Genomic DNA, 18,764 nt, shown 5'->3' with positions numbered 1-18,764 from the left:
CGCGCGGCGCGGAGGGTAGTGCCCGTCAATAAACGAGTACTCACTACTGGTGCGCCGCCGGGCCGGGATTTGTAGAGTCGGGTGTGTGCCGGCGCGGCTTGTCCCCGGCACGGCGCTCCTTGAGCGGGGCCGGCGGAGACGAGTTTCCTGGACCAGGGACTCACCCCCAGTCGACGCCGGCCCAATCAAGGTCCATATCCGGCTCCCGGCGCCGCGTTCCCGTGCCCCGTGCCCCAGACCGGTGACCGGGAAGCTCCGCAGTACATTCCTCCCAGTGCATTCCCCGCAGTGCATTCCCAGTACAGTGGCTCCATGCCTGCCCTCCYCATGGACCCCCCGGCACGTCCCGCCGCGCCCCTGCCCGGCCTCGACGAACTCCTGGCCGGCGCCCATGTTGTGAGCCTGCCGATGCGCGTGAAATTCCGGGGCATCCTGCAGCGGGAGGCCCTGCTGCTCCGCGGGCCGCTGGGCTGGGGCGAATTCTGTCCCTTTCCCGAGTACGGCGACCCCGAGGCCTCCCGCTGGCTTACGGCCGCCATCGAGGCCGGCTGGGCCGGGTTCCCGGAGCCCCTGCGGGACAGCATCCCGGTCAACGCTACGGTTCCTGCCGTGCCGGCGCACCGGGTGCCCGAGATCCTGGCCCGCTTCGGCCGGGTGGACGCGGTCAAAGTCAAGGTCGCGGAGCGCGGCCAGAGCCTGGACGACGACGCCGCCCGGGTGGCGGCCGTCCGGGCGGCGCTGCCGGACGCCGTGATCCGGGTGGACGCGAACGGCGGCTGGGACGTGCCGGAGGCCGTTGCGGCACTGACCCGGCTCGCCGCCGTCGGGCTCGAATATGCCGAACAGCCCGTGCCGGAGATCGAGGGCCTCGCCGAGGTCAGGCGGCAGCTCCGGGCCGCCGGCGTCCCCGTGCTGATCGCCGCGGATGAGAGCGTGCGCAAGGAGGACGACCCCCTCAAAGTGGCGCGGGCCGGCGCCGCGGACCTGATCGTGGTCAAGGTGGCCCCGCTCGGGGGAGTGCGGCGCGCCCTGCGGATCGTGGCGCAGGCCGGGCTGCCCGCCGTCGTGAGTTCGGCGCTGGACACCTCGGTGGGGATCCGGGCCGGACTGGCCCTGGCCGCCGCCCTGCCCGAGCTGCCGTATGCCTGCGGCCTGGGCACGGTGTCCCTGCTCGCCGCCGATGTCACTCACGATCCGCTGGTACCCGACGACGGCGCGATCGCCCTGCGTGACGTCCGCCCGGCACCCGAGCTGCTGGCCGAACACGCCGCCTCGCCGGAACGCCGGGACTGGTGGCTGGACCGGCTGCGGCGGGTGCATGCCGTACTGGCCGCATCGACTGCTCCGTAACGGCCCTTCAGGACCTCGAAAACGGCGATTACGGAGCAACCGATGGGTTCGGCGGCACGGCGAAGCATTCACCGGGACTTCATCTGACAGACGCCTCTCGGTAGCCAGCGGCTGGAAGGGTGGGCGCGACCGCAACTCACCCCATGGAAGGTCTCTCCATGTCTGTCACCTCCGGACGCAAATTTTCCCTGCTCCCCATGCTCGGCCACACCAAAGGCAAGCGAAGCCCCGTCACCTGCGCGCTGAAGTGCGACAACGCCTGCTCGGGCGAGGTCTGCAACACCAGCACCAACAGCTACTTCCGGGACATCGCCTCCGCCACCATGTCCCGCCGCGCCGCGCTGGGCTTCGGCGCCGCCGGCGCGYTCGCCGTCGTCCTCGGCAACGCCGTGACGTCCGCCGATACGGCAGTGGCCGACGGCGGCCCGGGCCTCGCCGCTGCGGCCAAGGACGGGTTTGGAAAATCCAAGCTGCAGTTCACCGCCATCGCTCCGGTGGACGCCGCCGTGGATCAGTTCACCGTCCCGGCCGGGTTCACCTGGCAGCCGGTCATCCGCTGGGGCGACCCGCTCTTCAACGACTCGCCGGCCTTCGACCTGGACCACCAGAGCGCTGCGGCGCAGGCCCGCCAGTTCGGCTACAACAACGACTACACCGACATCCTGCCGATCGATGGCTCCAAGGACCGCCGGGCCGTGCTCTTCACCAACCATGAATACACCAACGAGTCCATCATGCTGCCGGCCGGATTCGACGCCGCCGAGGCCCGCGCGATCGGCCGTGCGGCCCACGGCCTCACGGTGGTCGAGTTGGAGCGTGCGAACAAGAACAAGCCCTGGAGCTACGTCCGGGGCGCCGGGCTGAACCGCCGTTTCCTGACCGACACCACCTACGAGCTCGACGGCCCCGCCGCCGGGTCCCCGCTGCTGAAGACCGCCGCCGACCCCTCCGGCCGGGCCATCCAGGGCACCCTGGGCAACTGCTCCGGCGGCACCACCCCGTGGGGCACGATCCTCTCCGGAGAGGAAAACTTCAACGGCTACTTCGCCGCGCCCGGAACCTCCGACGCCGACAAGCGCTACGGCCTGACCAGCAAGCCCACTGCCCGCCAGTGGGAACTCGATGACCCGCGCTTCGACACCCGCAACCCCGGATATCAGAACGAGGCCAACCGCTTCGGCTGGATCGTGGAAGTGGATCCCTTCGATCCCTCCTCCACGCCCCGCAAGCACTCCGCGATGGGCCGCTTCAAGCACGAGGGCGCCAACGTGATCGTCGCCAAGTCCGGTCACGTGGTGGCCTATATGGGCGACGACGAGCGCTTCGACTACCTGTACAAGTTCGTTTCGGCCGGCACCTACCGGCCCGGAAAGACGGCGGAGGACCGCAGGAACAACCTCACGCTGCTCTCAGAAGGCGACCTGTACGTCGCGAAGTTCACCGGCAATTCCCCTGCCGACGGGTTCGACGGCGCGGGCAAGCTTCCGGCCGACGGCGCCTTCGACGGCGCCGGTGTTTGGCTGCCCCTCGTGGTGGGCGGACAGTCCAAGGTGGCCGGGATGTCCGTGGAAGAGGTACTGGTGTACACCCGCCTCGCCGCCGACAAGGTGGGCCCCACCAAGATGGACCGCTGCGAGGACGTCCAGCCCAGCCCGCACACCGGCAAGGTCTACGTGGTCTGCACCAACAACGCGGACCGCGGCAAGCCCGGCAAGGAAGGTGCCACCGAGGTCAACCCCCGTACCCTCAACCGCGACGGCCACATCGTCGAAATCACCGAGACCGGGGACCAGGGCTCTACAACGTTTGGCTGGAACCTGCTGATGGTCTGCGGCGATCCGGCCAAGAACTCCGCCACCTACTTCGCCGGGTTCCCTGCCAGCCAGGTCTCACCGATGTCCTGCCCGGACAATGTGGCCTTCGATTCCGTGGGCAACCTGTGGATCTCCACCGACGGCGCGCCCTCCAGCATCGGCTACGCCGACGGGCTCTTCAAAGTGACCCTGGACGGTGCGGACCGCGGCAAGGTGGAGCAGTTCCTCGCCGTCCCGCGCGACGCCGAGACCTGCGGCCCGGTCATCCACGACGAGGAGCGAACCGTCTTTGTTGCCGTTCAGCACCCGGGCGAGGAAGGCACCTTCGCCGAACAGCACTCGTACTTCCCGGACTACGTCGCGGCCGGCGCCACACCGAAGCCCGGCCAGGTGCGCGCCCCGCGTCCATCCGTGGTCCAGGTGTTCCGCGCCGGCGGCTAGCTTCCTGTCGCCACGCTCCCTCACGTTTGGCAGGTTTCCTCGCCACGCTCCCTCACGTTTGGCAGGTTTCCTTCCCACGCTCCCTCACTTCCCTTATTTTGGCGGCGGGACGTGAGGGAGCGTCGGGTTTTTGCGGCGGGACGTGAGGGAGCGTCGGGTTTTTGGCGGCGGGACGTGAGGGAGCGTCGGGTTTTTGCCGAACTGATAATTTGGGACTGTGAATAATCCGGCCGAATTGGTTGTCCCCAGAGTCCAGGCTGCAATTGCCACCGCGTTTGGCGAAGAGTTCCGGCAGACGGATCCGGTGGTCAGGCCCTCCCAGTTCGCCGACATCCAGATCAACGCCGCCATGGCCCTGGCCAAAAAGGCCGGCCTGCCGCCGCGGGACGCCGCCGCCAGGATCGTGGACGCCCTGAACCTGGACGGCATCTGCACCAGTGTGGAAATCTCCGGGCCCGGCTTCATCAACCTGAGCTTTGACGGCACCTGGATCGAGGAGCTGCTCAATGCAGAGTCGGTCCAGGCCGCGTCCCCGGCCACGGCCGTCACGCCCGCCGCGACACCGCAGCGCGTCGTCGTCGACTATTCCTCCCCGAATGTCGCCAAGGAAATGCACGTCGGCCACCTGCGCACCACCGTGGTGGGGGACAGCCTCGTCAAGGTGCTCGAAGCCCTCGGCGACACCGTGATCCGGCAGAACCATATCGGTGACTGGGGCACCCCGTTCGGGATGCTGATCGAACACTGGCTGGAGATCGGCGAGGACTCCCCGGAGGCGGCGCTGCTGGTGGAGGACCCCAGCGCGTTCTACCAGGCCGCCCGGGCCAAGTTCGATGCCTCCGCCACCGACGAGGACGGCTTCGCCACCCGGGCCCGGCTCCGCGTCGTTGCCCTGCAGGGCGGCGACCAGGAGACCTTCGCCGTCTGGCAGCGGCTGGTCGCCCAGTCCAAGCGCTACTTCAACGCCATCTACTCCACCCTCGGCATCAGCCTTACCGATGACCACATCGCCGGCGAAAGCTCCTACGACGCGCATCTGGCACAGCTGTGCCAGGAACTCGAGGAACGCGGCCTGGCCCGGATCAGCGACGGCGCCCTGTGCACCTTCCCCGCAGGATTTACCGGCCGCGACGGGCAGCCGCTGCCGCTGATTATCCGCAAGTCCGACGGCGGCTACGGCTACGGCACCACGGACCTCGCCACCATCCGCTACCGGGTCCGCGACCTGGCGGCCAACCGGATCCTCTACGTCGTGGGCGCCCCGCAGAACGTCCACCTGCGCATGGTCATGGCCAGTGCCCGGGACGCCGGCTGGCTTCCGGAGACGGTCGAGGCCGTGCACGTGCAGATCGGCAACGTGCTTGGCGAGGACGGAAAGATCCTCAAATCCCGTTCCGGTGCCCCGGTGAAGCTCATGGCCCTGCTCGAAGAGGCCGTGGACCGTGCCCGCGCCGTCATCGACGCGAGCCGGCCCGAGCTCAGCGAGGCGGAGCGCGCCGTGACCGCCCGCCAGGTGGGCATCGGTGCCGTCAAGTACGCCGACCTCTCCACCGGCCACGACACCGAGTATGTCTTCGACTTCGACCGCATGCTCGCCCTCAGCGGCAACACCGGACCCTACGTGCAGTACGCTGCGGCGCGGATCCGCTCCATCCTGCGCAAAGCCGGGGTACTGGAAGAAATCACCGGCGACGGCGGCTCGCCGTCAGCCGGCGCCGCGGGAACTCCGGCGGCCGGCACTCCGGCAGCCGAAGCATCCGGCGGCCCCGCCACGGCGATCGCCGTCGTCGAACCCGCAGAACGCGCGCTGGCCCTGCACCTGCTGGAGTTCGACGCAACGCTGAACAAGGTGCGGGACGCGCTGGAGCCGCACCGGCTCTGCGGCTACCTCTTTGAGCTCGCACAGCTCTTCACCACGTTCTACGACCAGTGCCCTGTGCTCAAGGCCGAGGAATCCGTCCGGGACTCGCGGCTGGCCCTGTGCGCGCTGGCTCTGCGCCGCCTCTCCGGCGGCCTGGAACTGCTGGGCATCGAAACGCCGGAGAACATGTGAGTCCGGCGGATTCCGCTGCCGGCTCATCCGCTCCTGGCGGCCTGACCGCGGTGGAGGCTGCGCGCATCGCCGTCGGCACGTTGCTCGCCGCCGGTGTGCGCCAGGTGGTGGTGTCCCCGGGATCGCGCTCGGCGCCCATGGCATACGCCCTGGCCGAGGCCGAAGCCGCCGGACGGGTGGAGCTGCTGGTCCGGATCGACGAAAGGTCCGCCGGCTTCACCGCCCTGGGCCTGGCCCTGTCCGCCGGTGCGCCCGCCGCCGTCCTGACCACGTCCGGGACCGCCGTCGGCAATCTCCTCCCGGCCGTCATGGAGGCCAACCATGCCGCGGTGCCGCTCGTGGTCATCTCCGCCGACCGGCCCGAGGAGCTGCGGGGGACCGGCGCCAACCAGACCACCGTGCAGCTGGACCTCTTTGGCGACCACGTCCGCTTCGCCGTCGACGTGCCCGCGGGCAGCGATCCGCAGCGCGCCGTCGAAACGGCCCTCAGTGCCGCCACCGGAGCTTTCGAGGACGCCCCGCCCGGGCCGGTGCAGCTGAACCTCGCCTTCCGCGACCCACTGGTCCCGGCCATGGGCGACGGGCTGCCCGCGGCCGCCGGAGGCGGCATCTACCGGGCCGCCCGGAACCCCCTGGCCCTGGACTTTCCGGCCGCGTCGACGGCGCTGCCGGAACGGCGCACCGTGGTGCTGGCCGGGCACGACGCCGGCCCGGTCGCCGAGGCTTTCGCCCGCGCGCACGGCCTGCCGCTGCTGGCCGAGCCGTCTTCCAACGCCCGCTTCGGCCCCAACGCGGTGGGCCCCTACCGGCTGCTGATCGAGCACTTCGGCGCGGACGCGGCACAGCCGATCGAACGCGTGGTCCTCTTCGGCCGGCCGACGCTCTCCCGGCCGGTGAGCGCGCTGCTGGAGCGGGCCGATGTCCCGTCGGCCCTGTACCAGCCGGTTCCGGTGGCCTGGTACGAACCCGGCCGCCGCACCGAACTGCCGCTGGAAACCCTGGCGGACCTGGCGGACTTCGCCGGCCGCGGATCTGCCGCCTGGCTCGATGCCTGGCTGCTGGCAGGAGCCGCGGCGCAGCATGCCGTGGACCTGATCCTGGCCGCATCCCCGGCCGCGACCGGTCCGTCGGTGGGCGCCGAAGTCTGGAAACATGCCCGCGGGCAGCTGGTCCTGGGCTCCTCGAACGGGATCCGCGACGTCGACCTCGCCGGGGCGCCGCCCGCGGAACCCCAGGCCACAATGTTCGCCAACCGGGGCCTGGCCGGGATCGACGGCACCACGTCCACCGCCACCGGGATCGCGCTTGGCGGCGGCCAGGAAACCACCGTACTCATGGGGGATGTGACGTTCCTGCACGACGCCGGGGGACTCCTGCTCGGCGCCGGGGAGGCCGAACCGCAGCTGCGGATCGTGGTGCTCAATGACGCCGGCGGTGCCATCTTCGGGCTCCTGGAGCACGGCGCCGTCGCCGCGGCGGGGCGCTACGGCGACGCCGTCGAACGCCTCTTCGCCACCCCGCAGCGGGTGGTCCTCGCCGCGCTGGCCGCGGCATACGGCGTCCCGCACCGCCTGGTCGGCACGACGGCGGAACTCGCCGAGGCGCTGTCCGGCCCGCCGGAGGGCCGCAGCATCATCGAGGTGCGCACGGACCGGCACCGGCTCGGGGAACTGCACCGCGCCATCCGGGCCGCGGTGGCCACGGCCGTGGAGGGCCTCCCGCAGACGTAGCGCCCGTTTCCGCTACGAAAAAGGGCAGCCGCTACGTGGATCCACGTAGCGGCTGCCCTAAATCGGTGCGGAATGCCGGAATTACAGCACGCGGCTGAGGAACTCCTTGGTGCGGGGGTGCTGGGGATTGGCCAGGACCTCCCGCGGGTCGCCCGACTCCACGACGATGCCGCCGTCCATGAAGGTCAGGCGGTCGCCGACCTCCCGGGCAAAGCCGATCTCGTGCGTCACCACGATCATGGTCATGCCCGACTTGGCGAGGTCCTTCATCACGTTCAGGACATCGCCCACGAGCTCCGGGTCGAGCGCGGACGTGGGCTCATCGAACAGCATGAGCTCGGGGTCCATGGCCAGGGCCCGGGCAATCGCGACGCGCTGCTGCTGGCCGCCGGAGAGCTGGGACGGGTAGTGTCCGGCGCGGTCGCCGAGCCCCACCCGGTCCAGTAGCTCCAGGGCGCGTTTGCGGGCGACGGCCTTTGACTGGCCCTTGACCTGGACCGGGGCTTCCATGATGTTCTGCAGCGCGGTCTTGTGCGGGAACAGGTTGAAGCGCTGGAAGACCATGCCGATCTCGCGGCGCTGGGCGGCGATTTCCTTGGTCTTCAGGTCATGGAGCCTGCCCTTGACCTCGCGGTAGCCGATCAGGTCGCCGCCCACGGAAATGCGCCCGGCACTGATGGTCTCGAGCAGGTTCACGCAGCGGAGCATGGTGGACTTGCCGGAACCGGACGGGCCGATCACAACCGACACCTCGCCCTGGTTGACGGTCAGGTCGATGCCGCGCAGCACGTGGTGTGTGCCGTAGTACTTGTGAAGGCCCTCGATCTTGACCAGGGGCTGCTCTGTGGTGATCGTCATTTCGCCTCCTCCTCGGGGAAGTCCATCTTGAGGTCCGGCTCGGCCCCGGCGCTGGGGGCCACGGCTGCGGACGCCTTGGCGGCGGCGGGGTTGATCGCTGCCGGAACCCGGTTGTCCACGCCCTTGCCGTAGTGCGCCTCAATGAAGTGCTGGCCCACCATCAGGATGCTGGTGATGACGAGGTACCAGAAGGCGGCGACAATCAGGAGCGGAATGGGAAGGTAAATCCGGTTGGCCAGGGCGTTGGTCGCGAAGGTCAGGTCCAGTGTGAACGGCACCGCCAGGACCAGCGACGTGGTCTTCAGCATGCCGATTGTCTCGTTGCCGGTGGGCGGCACGATGACGCGCATGGCCTGCGGCAGGATGATCCGCCGCATGATCTTGCCCTTCGTCATGCCCAGGGCCTCGGCAGCCTCACTTTGGCCCTGGTCCACGGACTTCAGGCCGGCCCGGAAAATCTCTGCGAGATACGCGGACTCATTCAGGCCCAGGCCCAGGATGGCCGGGATCAGGCCGTGGGTGGGGTCCGAGGTCACCCAGGTGAAGGTTGCAGGACCAAACGGGATGCCGAGGACGATCGTCGGATAGAGAACCGTGGCGAGCCCCCAGAACAGCAGCTGGGTGTAGAYCGGGGTGCCGCGGAAGAACCAGACCCAGGTCCAGCTGGACCAGCGGAACACCGGGTTGTCGGACTGCCGCATGAACGCCAGGAGGATGGCCAGGACGATGGCCAGGACCATGGACGCAAATGTCAGGAACAGGGTCCAGACGACGCCCTGGACCACCTTGGTGTCCAGGATGTAGGTGCCGACGACGTCCCAGCGGAAGTTGGGGTTCGTGAACAGGCTCTGCAGGAAGGCAAGCAGGAAGCCGACGATGATGATGGCGCTGATCCAGCGGCCGGGGTGCCGAACCGGTACTGCATTGTTCAGTACCGGTGCGGCGTGAGGGTCCTGATGGCTGTCCATCTCTGCCCCTGCTGCGGATCCGGTTGTGGGGAGGCTCAAGACGCGACCGCCGGGTTGACCTCGGACTTGGTGATGGCACCGTCGGTGACGCCCCAGCCCTCAAGGATCTTCTTGTAGGAACCGTCTTCCATCAGTTTGGTCATGGTCTTCTGGACGACGTCCGCCAGGGCCGTGTCCGACTTGGCGACGGCGATGCCCTGGGGAGCAGAATCGTAGACTTCGCCGAGCTTCTCGAGCTGGCCGTTGGTCTGGGTCAGTGCGTAGCCGATGATGGGGGAGTCGGCGGCCATGGCATCGATGCTGCCGTTGACCAGTCGGGTGGTGATGTCCGTCTGGGTCTTGAGGGTCACGATGTTAATGGGCTGCTTGCCCTCGGCGGTGCACTTCTTGTTGCGGTCCGAGAGGTCCGGATCTTCCTGGATGGTGCCGGTCTGCACGCCGATGGACTTGCCGCAGAGGTCATCGAGGGAGATCTTCTTGGGGTTGCCCTTCTGAACGGCCCAGCCGGTACCTGCCTGGTAGTAGCTGACCATGTTCACCGCGGCAAGCCGCTCCGGGTTGATCGTGAAGGAAGAGACCCCGAGGTCGTACTTCGGGCCGAGAGCCGGAAGGATGCCGGTGAATTCGGCCGTCTGGACCTGGACCTTCAGGCCCAGCGCCGCGCCGATCGCCTTGGCGATGTCGACGTCGTAGCCCACGGGGGTCTGGCCGTCGGTGCCGAGGAATTCCGCGGGRGCGTAGGAGGTATCCGAGCCCACGGTCAGGGTGCCCTTTGACTTGATCGACTCGGGCAACATGGCCGCCAGGGCGTCGTCCTTCTGGACCGTGCTGGGGTCAAAGCTGGCCGCGGCGCTGCCCGAAGCGGAAGCCGCGCCGGAGGGGCCGGTCTCGGAGGCGTTCGTGCAGGCCGTCAAGGCCAATGCGCCGACGGCGAGCACCGTGGCGACCTTCATTGCGGGGTTGCTCAGGAGCGAAGGGGAGATCTGCATTTTCTTACCTTTTGTTGCCGGAGGGATGCGTAACGAGGCCGATTTATAGTGTATCGCCGAACAAGAGATGTACGTCACAGAAAACTAAGTTTCACTATTGGATAACTAAACCAGACCCGAATGCAATATCTTTAATGCCCGATCTGTCTGTGATCCCGGATTCCTGTCCGTTTCGCCAGTTCCTGCGGTGCAAGTCCGACGGCCGATTCGCCGGCCCGGCCGGCGTCACGGGCCCCACCCGCATCTTGGGCCTCGCGAGCCCCGCACACTAGTTGCTGATGCCGAGCGACTCCAGCATCGGCCGGAACTTCGCCCACGTCTCGGCGAGCTCAGTCTCGGGAACCGAGCCGTCCACCACGCCGCAGCCCGCATAGAGCCGGACCGTGTGCGGGGATTCGATGACGGCGCCACGCAGGGCGATGCCCCACTCGCCGTTGCCGGCCGCGTCGAGCCAGCCGACCGGCCCGGCGTACGGGCCGCGGTCCAGGTGCTCGAGCTTGCGGATGAGCGCCCCGGCCACGGTGGTGGGGGTACCGCAGACGGCGGCGGTCGGATGCAGCGCGTTGATCAGGGCCAGGCACGTGGGGACGTGGCCTTCCACCTCAGCCAGCTCAGCCTTGACGTCCGAGGCCAGATGCCACACATTGGGCAGTTCGAGGATGAAGGGCTCGCTGTGCGCGTTCATGGCCTCGGAAAACGGGGCCAGCTGCGTGGTCAGGGACTGGATTGCGATGTCGTGTTCGTGCCGTTGCTTCTCGGAGCCGGCCAGCACCCGTTCGGCGAATTCCAGCGGCGAGCCCGCCATGCCATCGGCGTCGCGGCGGTCCAGGGTGCCGGCCAGGACGCGCGCCTGCGCGGTGCGGCCCTCCACCTGGATCAGCATTTCCGGAGTGGCCCCCACCAGCCCGTCCACCCCGTACGTCCAGCATTCGCGGTACCGGGCCGACAGTTCGCGCAGCACCTCGGCGGCCTTGACGCCGGTGGGGACGGTGGCCACGACGTCCCGCGCCAGCACCAGCTTTTCCAGGGCGCCGGTCCGGATCTCCGCGACGCCGGCGGCAACGGCGGCCATCCAGTCTTCCTCGCTGAGCGAGCCGGTGTGCAACGTTGCCCCTGCGGCCAATGGCAAAGGACGTACGACGGCGCCACCGGCCTGCGCGGGTGCCGGCACCCGGTCATCCACCACGGTCACGCTGGTCCCGGGATTGGCGCTGGCTCGGGGATTTGAGCCGGGATTGGCGCTGGTGCTGTGAAGCCAGCGGTCCAGGGCGGCGCGGGCACCGGCTTCGGTGAGGTCGCCGTCGTCGAACGTGAGCTGGGTCAGCCAGGCCTGGCCGTCACGGAGCCCGACGACGATTTCCGGGACCAGCAGCCGGGACTCATGGGCGGAGGCCTTGGAGAAGGCGAAGGAGCCGAAGGCGACCGGGCCGGTGCCGGGGCAGCCCACACTGTCCTGGATGTCTGCCTCCAGGACCTGGTGGCGCCACCAGATGTCCGCTTCCAGGAACCGCTCGGGTCCGGTGGCGGTGAAACGGGCTATCTCGCCGAAGCCCACGAGACCGGCCTCGCGGCGGGTCCAGCAGAGGACATCGTCCCGGACCAGAAACGACGGCAGGCCCCCGGGGAAAGTTTCGGCATCGAGGGGGACTGTCAAGGTGCGGAACGTGCTCGTCATGATGGCATAACACTAGCCCGTGATCGCCCATTGGGTGGATATACACGGGCCGGCCGGGCCTGTGCGGGGCCGCCGCGGCCGTTGCCGCAGGTGAAAGCCGCGTCAATTGGCGGCCCGTTCGTGGGAGCGCCGATCATTTGAGACAATGTCAGGGTGAACCGAGCATCCTTGGATAAGCGTCCGGACGAAGTAGCCACGATGTTTGACGACGTCGCCCCCAAATACGACGTCGTCAACGATGTCCTGTCCTTGGGGCAGACGCGGCGTTGGCGCAAGGTGGTGGTGGAGGCCATGGGCGTATCGGCCGGCCAGCACGTCCTGGACCTCGCCGCCGGCACCGGCACCTCCAGCGAGCCGTACGCCGACGCGGGCATCAACGTCATCGCCTGCGATTTCTCCCTCGGCATGCTCAAGGTCGGCAAGCGCCGCCGCCCTGACATCRACTTCATCGCCGGGGATGCCACCCGCCTGCCGTTCGCGGACAACACCTTCGACGCCAGCACGATCTCCTTTGGCCTGCGCAACGTCAACGAGCCGAAGAAGGCCCTGGCCGAGATGCTGCGGGTCACCAAGACCGGCGGCCGGCTGGTCATTGCGGAGTTCTCCCAGCCCGTGGTGCCGCTGTGGCGCACCATGTACACCGAATACCTCATGCGGGCCCTGCCGGCCATCGCCGTCAAGGCCTCTTCCAACCCCGACGCCTACGTCTACCTCGCCGAGTCCATCCGCGCCTGGCCGGACCAGGACCACCTTGCGGCCTGGCTGCAGGAGGCCGGCTGGGAATCCGTCACCTACCGCAACCTCAGCGGCGGCATCGTCGCCGTGCACCGGGCCCAGAAACCGGCAGACCCCTCAACCGGCCCTGCCGCAGGCGCTGCGGCGCTGGCCGCCCACACCGGACCCGTGGCCAAGCTGCGCCGCAACATCACCCGGCCCGGCCGGTAGCCGATCCCTGCTGTGAATGTACTGATCGTCGGGGCGGGCCCGGCCGGATCCACCGCCGCCTACTACCTTGCCAAAGCCGGCATTGACGTCACGGTGCTGGAGAAAACCAGCTTTCCCCGCGAGAAAGTCTGCGGCGACGGACTCACCCCGCGCGCGGTCCGCGAGATCCAGAAGCTGGGACTCGCCCACCCCGAAGCCGACGGCTGGCGGCGGAACAAGGGCCTGCGCCTGATCGCCGGCGGCCGCACGATCGAACTGCCCTGGCCGGAGGTTGCCGACTTCCCGCAGTACGGGCTGATCCGGACCCGGCTCGGCTTCGACGAACAGCTCGCCCGGCATGCCCAGTCCGCGGGCGCCGTCGTGCTGGAACGCCACAGCGTCACCGAGGCGCTGCGCTCCGAGGATGGCCGGGTCACCGGCGTGCGCGCAGCGCTGCTGGACAACTCCGGGCGCAGGACCGGCGAGACGCGCGACTTCAGCGCCGACGTCGTCCTCGCCGCCGACGGGAACTCGACGCGCACCGCCGTCTCCCTGGGCATCGGCAAGCGCGACGACCGGCCGCTCGGCGTGGCCGTGCGGACCTACTTCACCTCGCCGCGGCACGACGACGACTGGATGGAAGGCTGGCTCGAGCTTCCCGGCCGCGACGGCAAACTCCTGCCCGGCTACGGCTGGGTGTTCGGCGTCGGCGACGGCACCTCCAACGTGGGCCTGGGCATCCTGAACTCTTCGAAGGACTTCGGCAAGCTGGACTACAAGCAGGTGCTGCGCGAATGGACCGCCGGCATGCCCGCCGACTGGGGCTTCACCCCGGACAACCAGGTGGGCGAAATCCGTGGCGCCGCGCTGCCCATGGGCTTCAACCGCACTCCGCACTATTCTCCGGGGCTGCTGCTCCTCGGCGACGCCGGCGGCATGGTCTCCCCGTTCAACGGCGAGGGCATCTCCTACGCCATGGAGTCCGCCCGCTTCGCGGCCGAATTCATCGCCGACGCGGCTGCCCGGTCGGCGTCCGCCGGCTGGGGGACCGGGACGGAGGCTTCCAGGGCCGCCGACGCGCACCTTGCCCGGTACGCCGACTACGTGCGCCAGCAGTGGGGCTCACACTTCACACTGGGACGGGCGTTCGCCGCCCTGATCGGCAAGCCGGCCGTCATGAAACTGGCCCTCCGGACCGGTATGCCTGTCCCCGTGCTCATGCGTTTCGTGGTGCGGATGCTGGCCAACCTTACCGATCCCGCCGCCAAGGGCTTCGAGGACCGGGTCATCCGGGTCCTGGAATCCCTGGTTCCCGCCACGTCCAATCAGGCAACGTCCAACAAGGCCGCGTCCACCACGGACAGCGTTCCGCACTCCGGCGCCAACTCCGCGGTTTCCGCAACAAAAAGTTAGGGTTAACCCGTGACCAACTCTGCAGACCAAAGCTGGACGCACGCCGGACACGGCCTGCCGAGCGCTGAACCCAGCCTCAACACCACCGCGATCGCCACCGGCCTCCAACTGCCGGCAGGCTTCTCGGCCATCGCGGGCGACGCCGAGCTCGGCCCGGCGCTCACCACCAACCTGGCGCGCGTCGAGAAGAAGCTGCGCGAAGCCATTGCCAACTCCGATCCCCTGGCTGACGCAACGTCGCGCCACCTCGTGGAAGCCGGCGGCAAGCGGATCCGCCCGCTGCTGACCCTGCTGTGCGCCCACCTTGGCGACGCCTCCCTGCCCGCAGTGGTGCAGGCCGCCGTCGTCGTCGAGCTGACGCACCTCGCCACCCTCTACCACGACGACGTCATGGACTCCGCGCCGTTCCGCCGGGGGGCGCCGACGGCCCACGAGGTCTGGGGCAACTCCGTCGCGGTCCTGACCGGCGACCTGATCTTTGCGCGCGCCTCCATCCTGGTCTCGGAGCTCGGGTCCCGGGCGCTTGGCATCCAGGCCCGCACCTTTGAACGGCTCTGCCTGGGCCAGCTGCACGAGACCGTGGGACCGCGCCCGGACGAGGACCCCTTGGCGCACTACCTCTCCGTCATCGCGGACAAAACCGGCTCGCTCGTGGCCGCCTCCGGGCAGCTGGGTGCAATCTTCTCCGGCGCCGACGAAGCCTACGAGCCGATCCTGGTCGAGTACGGCGAGAAGGTGGGCGTTGCCTTCCAGCTCGCCGACGACGTCATCGACGTCACCGGGATCAAGGTCAAGTCCGGCAAGTCGCCGGGAACCGACCTGCGCGAAGGCGTGCCCACCCTGCCCGTGCTGCTGCTGCGCAACGCGGCCCGCGACGGCGACCAGGCCGCCGTCGAACTGCTGACGCTGATAGACGGTGACCTCAGCTCGGATGAGGCCCTGGCCGCCGCCGTGGCCGGACTCCGGGAGCACCCCGTCACTGCACAGTCCTGGGTGGTGGCACGCACCTGGGCCGATGAGGCCATTGCCGCCCTTGCCCCGCTGCCCGAAGGCGTCGTAAAGGCCTCGCTGACCAGCTTCGCCCACGCCGTAGTGGACCGCAGCAGCTAGGTCCCCGGCCGCTGGGCCCACCTCCGGCCACACCAGCTAGGCCGGGCCCGGCGGTACAGCTGGGCCGGAGTCGCTCCCCGGCCGGTTCTTCCGGCTGGGTGCAGCCTGACGATTAACCTGGCTTCCGGCTTAAACGGAATGGCCCCGGTTCCTCACAACGTCCGAGTCTTCCGTTGTGCCGAACCGGGGCCATTTCTCCGTTCGCATCAGATCCACCGGAGGCATTTGGTGAACCCAGAAACAACTCTATGACAGTTATGTCATAGCGTCCAGACTTATCTGTAAATTTCTTGTCATAAGATTTCGATTCATTGCCGGACGTTGTCGCGCTGAGTTTCCCCACCTTTGGCCGGACAGCTTCGGGACACGCCGGCCGCGGGCGGGACACGCCGTCGGACATGGTCAAAAGCGGGGAATACCAGCGGCGCGGATGGTGCGAGTTGTCCACATAACCGATGTTGTGGCCCCCGGGGCTGTCATGCCGCGTGTGTGCTTGCCCCATGGACGTTAAGGTTTATCTGGAATACGCCGGCTCGGTTGCCCGCACGTCCACGCTGCTGCAGGCAGGTTTTACGTCGAACAGGATCCGCGCTGCCGTGGCTGCGGGGGAAATTCGCCGCCTCCGCCATGGGGTGGTGGCGCTGCCCGGGGCGCGGGCGGACTTCGAGGCCGCCGTGCTCGCGAACGGCATGCTCACCTGCGCCTCCGCCGCGGCGTTCCACGGCATATGGCGCCTCCACGAGCCCGCACGGCTGCACCTGCTGTGCGCGCACGGCTCAGCGCCCGGAATGGTCATCCACCGCGGCAGCCTGGTCCCACCGGAATACCCGCGCCCCGTGGCCGGACTCACCGACGCTCTGCTCCACGCGCTGCGCTGCCTGCCCCCGGTGGATGCGGCGGTCATGGTGGAAAGTGCCTTGCTGCAGGGCCGCACCTCGCTGGACTATCTGCGCCAGCGGCTGCCGGGAAACCGGAACGGGGCCGCCCGCGCGGTCCTGGAGCTGGTTGACGGCACGGCGGATTCGGCGATCGAGGTCGTTGCCAGGCTGCTCTTCAGGAGCCAGGGAATCTACACCCAGACGCAGGTGCACCTGCCGGGGATCGGCGTCGTGGACTTCCTGCTTGAAGGATTCCTGATCGTGGAGATCGACGGGAGCACCCATCTTGAGCGCGCGCAGGTCAAGAAGGACCGGGGCCGGAACAACGCCAGCATCCTGACCGGCTACGCCGTCCTCCGGTACGGATATCACGACGTCGTTTACAACCCGCAGAAGGTGATCGACGAGGTGTGGCAGGTGCTGCGCGGCAGGGTCATCCGCTGAATTTCCCCACGTATGGAATCCCGTTGCCGCAGAATGCCGGCGGTTCCTCCGGACACGCCGGTGGGGGACGCCAAACAAGGGGAGAGTCGGCGGCCGCAGGAGGGGAGAGGCCGGCCGGAGATGGGAGGAGAGGGCCGTGGAGCCTAGTCTTCGTCCTCGTCGTTGAAGGCCCACTCGAACATGTCGAAGACGAACTCGGAGAAGGTCCCTTCCTCGCTCTTCCACTGGCCGCGGGCGTTGTTGCGGCGGTACACGATGGGATCCGGGATGCTGAGGTCCCCGACGCGGAAGCCCCAGGTGAACTGCTCTTCCTCGTCCTCGAGGAACATGAGGAAGCCCTCGTCATCGACTTCGAGCTCTTCGGGGTCCCAGAAGTAGTGGTAGGCCTCCATGATGTCCTCGCAGCCGCCGACTGCCAGGTAGAACTCGCGCAGGACCATCGGGACCTGGAACTGGTGTTCGGCCAGGGCGGCGTCGAGTTCGTCGGCCGGGAGGCCATCTTCTTCCTGCCATTCRTCTTCGAGATACTTCGGGACAAGCGCGCGGAATTTCTCGAGGAACATGTCAGTCATGGTCTTATCCTAGCTAATCCTCAGCGGTCGTTTTCCGCGGTGTCCAGGCCCAGCCGGTGCCAGCCGCGCACCGCCAGCGGAACGTACCAGTGGCGCCGCCAGGCCGTGACCCGGAAGGCGAAGACAAGCCCGGCGACGGCGCAGGCGCTCACCGCGGTGAAGGTCCCCGTGAGGGACAGGAGCACGGTCGACGCCGACCCGGCGAATGCCGGCAGTGCGTACAGATCCTTGGGGTCGAAGAGCTGCGGGACCTCGTTGGCGGTGATATCCCGCAGCAGGCCGCCACCCACCGCCGTCGTGACACCCAGCAGGACGGCGGCCACAGGATTCATGCCGGCGGCCAGCGCCTTCAGTGTGCCGGTGATGCAGAACAGGGCCAGCCCGCCGGCGTCGAACAGGATCAGCAGCGACGTGAAGCGCTGGACGCTGGAGAACAGGAAATACACCAGCACCGTGGCAAACAGGGGCGGTGCCAGGTACGCCGGGTTGGTGAAGGCGGCGGGCGGGCCCGCGTTGATGATGATGTCGCGGATGACGCCGCCGCCCAGGCTCACCACCGAGGCCAGGAGCAGCGAGCCGATGATGTCGAACTGCTTCCGCGCCGCGAGCAATGAGCCGGAGACCGCAAAGAAGAACACGCCGGCGAGGTCAAGCCAGACCAGGACAAGGCTGAAGGAGAAGGTCATGAAGCGTCCCGGTCGATTGCAAGGGGGCGGATAGGGCGGCTCCAAGGTTACGCTAACGGCTATGAATACCCCCATCCTGATCGCCTGCGCCCACGGCACGTCGAGCCCGCACGGGGCCTCGGAGGTCAACGCGCTCCGGGACGGCATCGCGGGGCTCCGTCCCGGGCTGGACGTCCGCGAGGCCTACGTCGACGTGCAGGACCCGGACCTGCCGGCCGTCGTGGCGGGGCTCCCGGCGGGGATAACCGCCGTCGTGGTTCCGCTGCTGCTCAGCGTCGGATACCACGTTAGGGTGGACATCGCCCGCGCCGTGAAGAGCCGGCCGGACACCCTGGCCGCGGCGCCGCTGGGGCCGGATCCGCGGCTCGCAGCCCTGCTCGATGCGCGGCTGCGCGAGGCCGGGGTAACGGACAACGACGCCGTGGTCCTCGCCGCCGCCGGGTCCTCCGATCCCAGCGCCGCACAGAATGTCGAGGAACTCACGGAGCAGCTCCGTGCCCTGCGTTCCAACCGGATCGTGGCCGCCTACGGCGCCTCCRCCAAACCCTCGGTTCCCGACGCCGTCGCCATGCTCCGCGAGGAGGCCGCCGGCGGTGCCGGCGCGGGGGAGTCGGCCGGAGCGGTGGACCTTGGCGGTCGCGTCGTCATCGCCTCGTATCTCTTGGCGCCCGGTTTCTTCCATGACCAGCTGGCCAAGGCCGGCGCGGACCTGGTGACGGCGCCGCTGCTGCCCTCCCCGGTCCTCGCCGAAATTGCCTTGGAACGCTACGACGCGGCGCTGGCCGGGGCCCCGCAGCCCCGGCCCTGACGGTCCGCGCAGATGCACAGCCGCAGGGCGACTTCAAGAGTTTTCGGCGGT

15 protein-coding genes are annotated in these 18,764 nt (G+C 68.6%); 9 read left to right on the top strand and 6 right to left on the bottom strand.

Annotated elements, in window-relative coordinates; genetic code table 11:
• Positions 1 to 312 precede the first annotated feature (312 nt).
• The 4 genes from AC1DHX_RS09425 (at position 313) to menD (ending at position 7,388) form a co-directional block, all read left to right on the top strand.
• Positions 313 to 1,350 carry an o-succinylbenzoate synthase gene (locus AC1DHX_RS09425; RefSeq protein ID WP_476899984.1) on the top strand — a complete coding sequence of 346 codons (1,038 nt, stop codon included), beginning with the start codon at positions 313 to 315 and terminating at the stop codon, positions 1,348 to 1,350.
• A gap of 158 nt (positions 1,351 to 1,508) precedes the next feature.
• Complete coding sequence (locus tag AC1DHX_RS09420) at positions 1,509 to 3,605, top strand: PhoX family protein (protein WP_476899983.1); 2,097 nt, start codon at positions 1,509 to 1,511, stop codon at positions 3,603 to 3,605.
• Positions 3,606 to 3,822: 217 nt separating this feature from the next.
• Positions 3,823 to 5,658: an arginine--tRNA ligase gene (gene argS, locus AC1DHX_RS09415; protein WP_476859329.1), complete on the top strand. Its 1,836-nt coding sequence runs from the start codon at positions 3,823 to 3,825 to the stop codon at positions 5,656 to 5,658.
• Positions 5,655 to 7,388 (top strand): 2-succinyl-5-enolpyruvyl-6-hydroxy-3-cyclohexene-1-carboxylic-acid synthase, encoded by a 1,734-nt coding sequence (gene menD / locus AC1DHX_RS09410; RefSeq protein WP_476859330.1) that lies wholly within the window; start codon positions 5,655 to 5,657, stop codon positions 7,386 to 7,388. The genes argS and menD overlap by 4 nt, the downstream gene beginning before the upstream one ends.
• An 81-nt stretch (positions 7,389 to 7,469) precedes the next feature.
• Here menD and AC1DHX_RS09405 read toward each other — a convergent pair whose 3' ends face one another.
• The 4 genes from AC1DHX_RS09405 to AC1DHX_RS09390 form a co-directional block, all read right to left on the bottom strand.
• A complete protein-coding gene (locus tag AC1DHX_RS09405) occupies positions 7,470 to 8,246 on the bottom strand; it encodes an amino acid ABC transporter ATP-binding protein (RefSeq protein ID WP_028276658.1) in 777 nt (258 codons plus the stop codon).
• Positions 8,243 to 9,214, bottom strand: a complete 972-nt coding sequence (locus AC1DHX_RS09400; protein ID WP_476899982.1) for an amino acid ABC transporter permease — start codon at positions 9,212 to 9,214, stop codon at positions 8,243 to 8,245. Before AC1DHX_RS09400 ends, AC1DHX_RS09405 begins: the two co-directional genes overlap by 4 nt.
• A 35-nt stretch (positions 9,215 to 9,249) precedes the next feature.
• Positions 9,250 to 10,203: an ABC transporter substrate-binding protein gene (locus AC1DHX_RS09395; protein WP_476851223.1), complete on the bottom strand. Its 954-nt coding sequence runs from the start codon at positions 10,201 to 10,203 to the stop codon at positions 9,250 to 9,252.
• A gap of 268 nt (positions 10,204 to 10,471) precedes the next feature.
• Entirely contained in the window at positions 10,472 to 11,878 is a 1,407-nt protein-coding gene (locus tag AC1DHX_RS09390) for an isochorismate synthase (RefSeq protein WP_476859331.1), read from the bottom strand.
• A 153-nt stretch (positions 11,879 to 12,031) separates the two neighbouring features.
• Between AC1DHX_RS09390 and AC1DHX_RS09385 the strand changes: the two genes are divergently transcribed.
• The 4 genes from AC1DHX_RS09385 to AC1DHX_RS09370 all read left to right on the top strand — a co-directional run bounded on the left by AC1DHX_RS09385 (position 12,032) and on the right by AC1DHX_RS09370 (position 16,647).
• Entirely contained in the window at positions 12,032 to 12,823 is a 792-nt protein-coding gene (locus tag AC1DHX_RS09385; protein WP_476899981.1) for a demethylmenaquinone methyltransferase, read from the top strand.
• 12 nt (positions 12,824 to 12,835) lie between these two features.
• Positions 12,836 to 14,215 (top strand): geranylgeranyl reductase family protein, encoded by a 1,380-nt coding sequence (locus tag AC1DHX_RS09380; RefSeq protein WP_476859333.1) that lies wholly within the window; start codon positions 12,836 to 12,838, stop codon positions 14,213 to 14,215.
• Positions 14,216 to 14,224: 9 nt separating this feature from the next.
• Positions 14,225 to 15,325: a polyprenyl synthetase family protein gene (locus AC1DHX_RS09375; RefSeq protein WP_230007829.1), complete on the top strand. Its 1,101-nt coding sequence runs from the start codon at positions 14,225 to 14,227 to the stop codon at positions 15,323 to 15,325.
• A gap of 500 nt (positions 15,326 to 15,825) precedes the next feature.
• Positions 15,826 to 16,647 (top strand): endonuclease domain-containing protein, encoded by an 822-nt coding sequence (locus AC1DHX_RS09370; RefSeq protein WP_476859334.1) that lies wholly within the window; start codon positions 15,826 to 15,828, stop codon positions 16,645 to 16,647.
• A 143-nt stretch (positions 16,648 to 16,790) separates the two neighbouring features.
• On the opposite strand, the gene AC1DHX_RS09365 is transcribed toward AC1DHX_RS09370, so the two are convergent.
• Together AC1DHX_RS09365 and AC1DHX_RS09360 are read right to left on the bottom strand one after the other, a co-directional pair.
• Positions 16,791 to 17,219 carry a hypothetical protein gene (locus tag AC1DHX_RS09365; RefSeq protein ID WP_223913705.1) on the bottom strand — a complete coding sequence of 143 codons (429 nt, stop codon included), beginning with the start codon at positions 17,217 to 17,219 and terminating at the stop codon, positions 16,791 to 16,793.
• Positions 17,220 to 17,239: 20 nt separating this feature from the next.
• Entirely contained in the window at positions 17,240 to 17,905 is a 666-nt protein-coding gene (locus AC1DHX_RS09360) for a trimeric intracellular cation channel family protein (RefSeq protein WP_476859335.1), read from the bottom strand.
• A 61-nt stretch (positions 17,906 to 17,966) separates the two neighbouring features.
• Here AC1DHX_RS09360 and AC1DHX_RS09355 point away from each other — a divergent pair, with 61 nt between their 5' ends.
• Positions 17,967 to 18,713, top strand: coding sequence for a sirohydrochlorin chelatase (locus AC1DHX_RS09355; RefSeq protein ID WP_476899980.1), 747 nt, complete (start codon positions 17,967 to 17,969; stop codon positions 18,711 to 18,713).
• The last annotated feature ends 51 nt before the right edge of the window (positions 18,714 to 18,764 follow it).

It is taken from the genome of Arthrobacter sp. 05N33_2 (assembly GCF_056397425.1).
The sequence above is the reverse complement of the archived record's forward strand: the minus strand, read 5'-3'. Positions and strand labels throughout refer to the sequence as shown.

Excerpts from the sequence above, each read along its gene's own strand:
- AC1DHX_RS09405 (WP_028276658.1), bottom strand. The coding sequence starts at position 8,246 with ATGACGATCACCACAGAGCAGCCCCTGGTCAAGATCGAGGGCCTTCAC.
- AC1DHX_RS09390 (WP_476859331.1), bottom strand. The coding sequence starts at position 11,878 with ATGACGAGCACGTTCCGCACCTTGACAGTCCCCCTCGATGCCGAAACT.
- AC1DHX_RS09370 (WP_476859334.1), top strand. The coding sequence starts at position 15,826 with ATGGACGTTAAGGTTTATCTGGAATACGCCGGCTCGGTTGCCCGCACG.
- AC1DHX_RS09360 (WP_476859335.1), bottom strand. The coding sequence starts at position 17,905 with ATGACCTTCTCCTTCAGCCTTGTCCTGGTCTGGCTTGACCTCGCCGGC.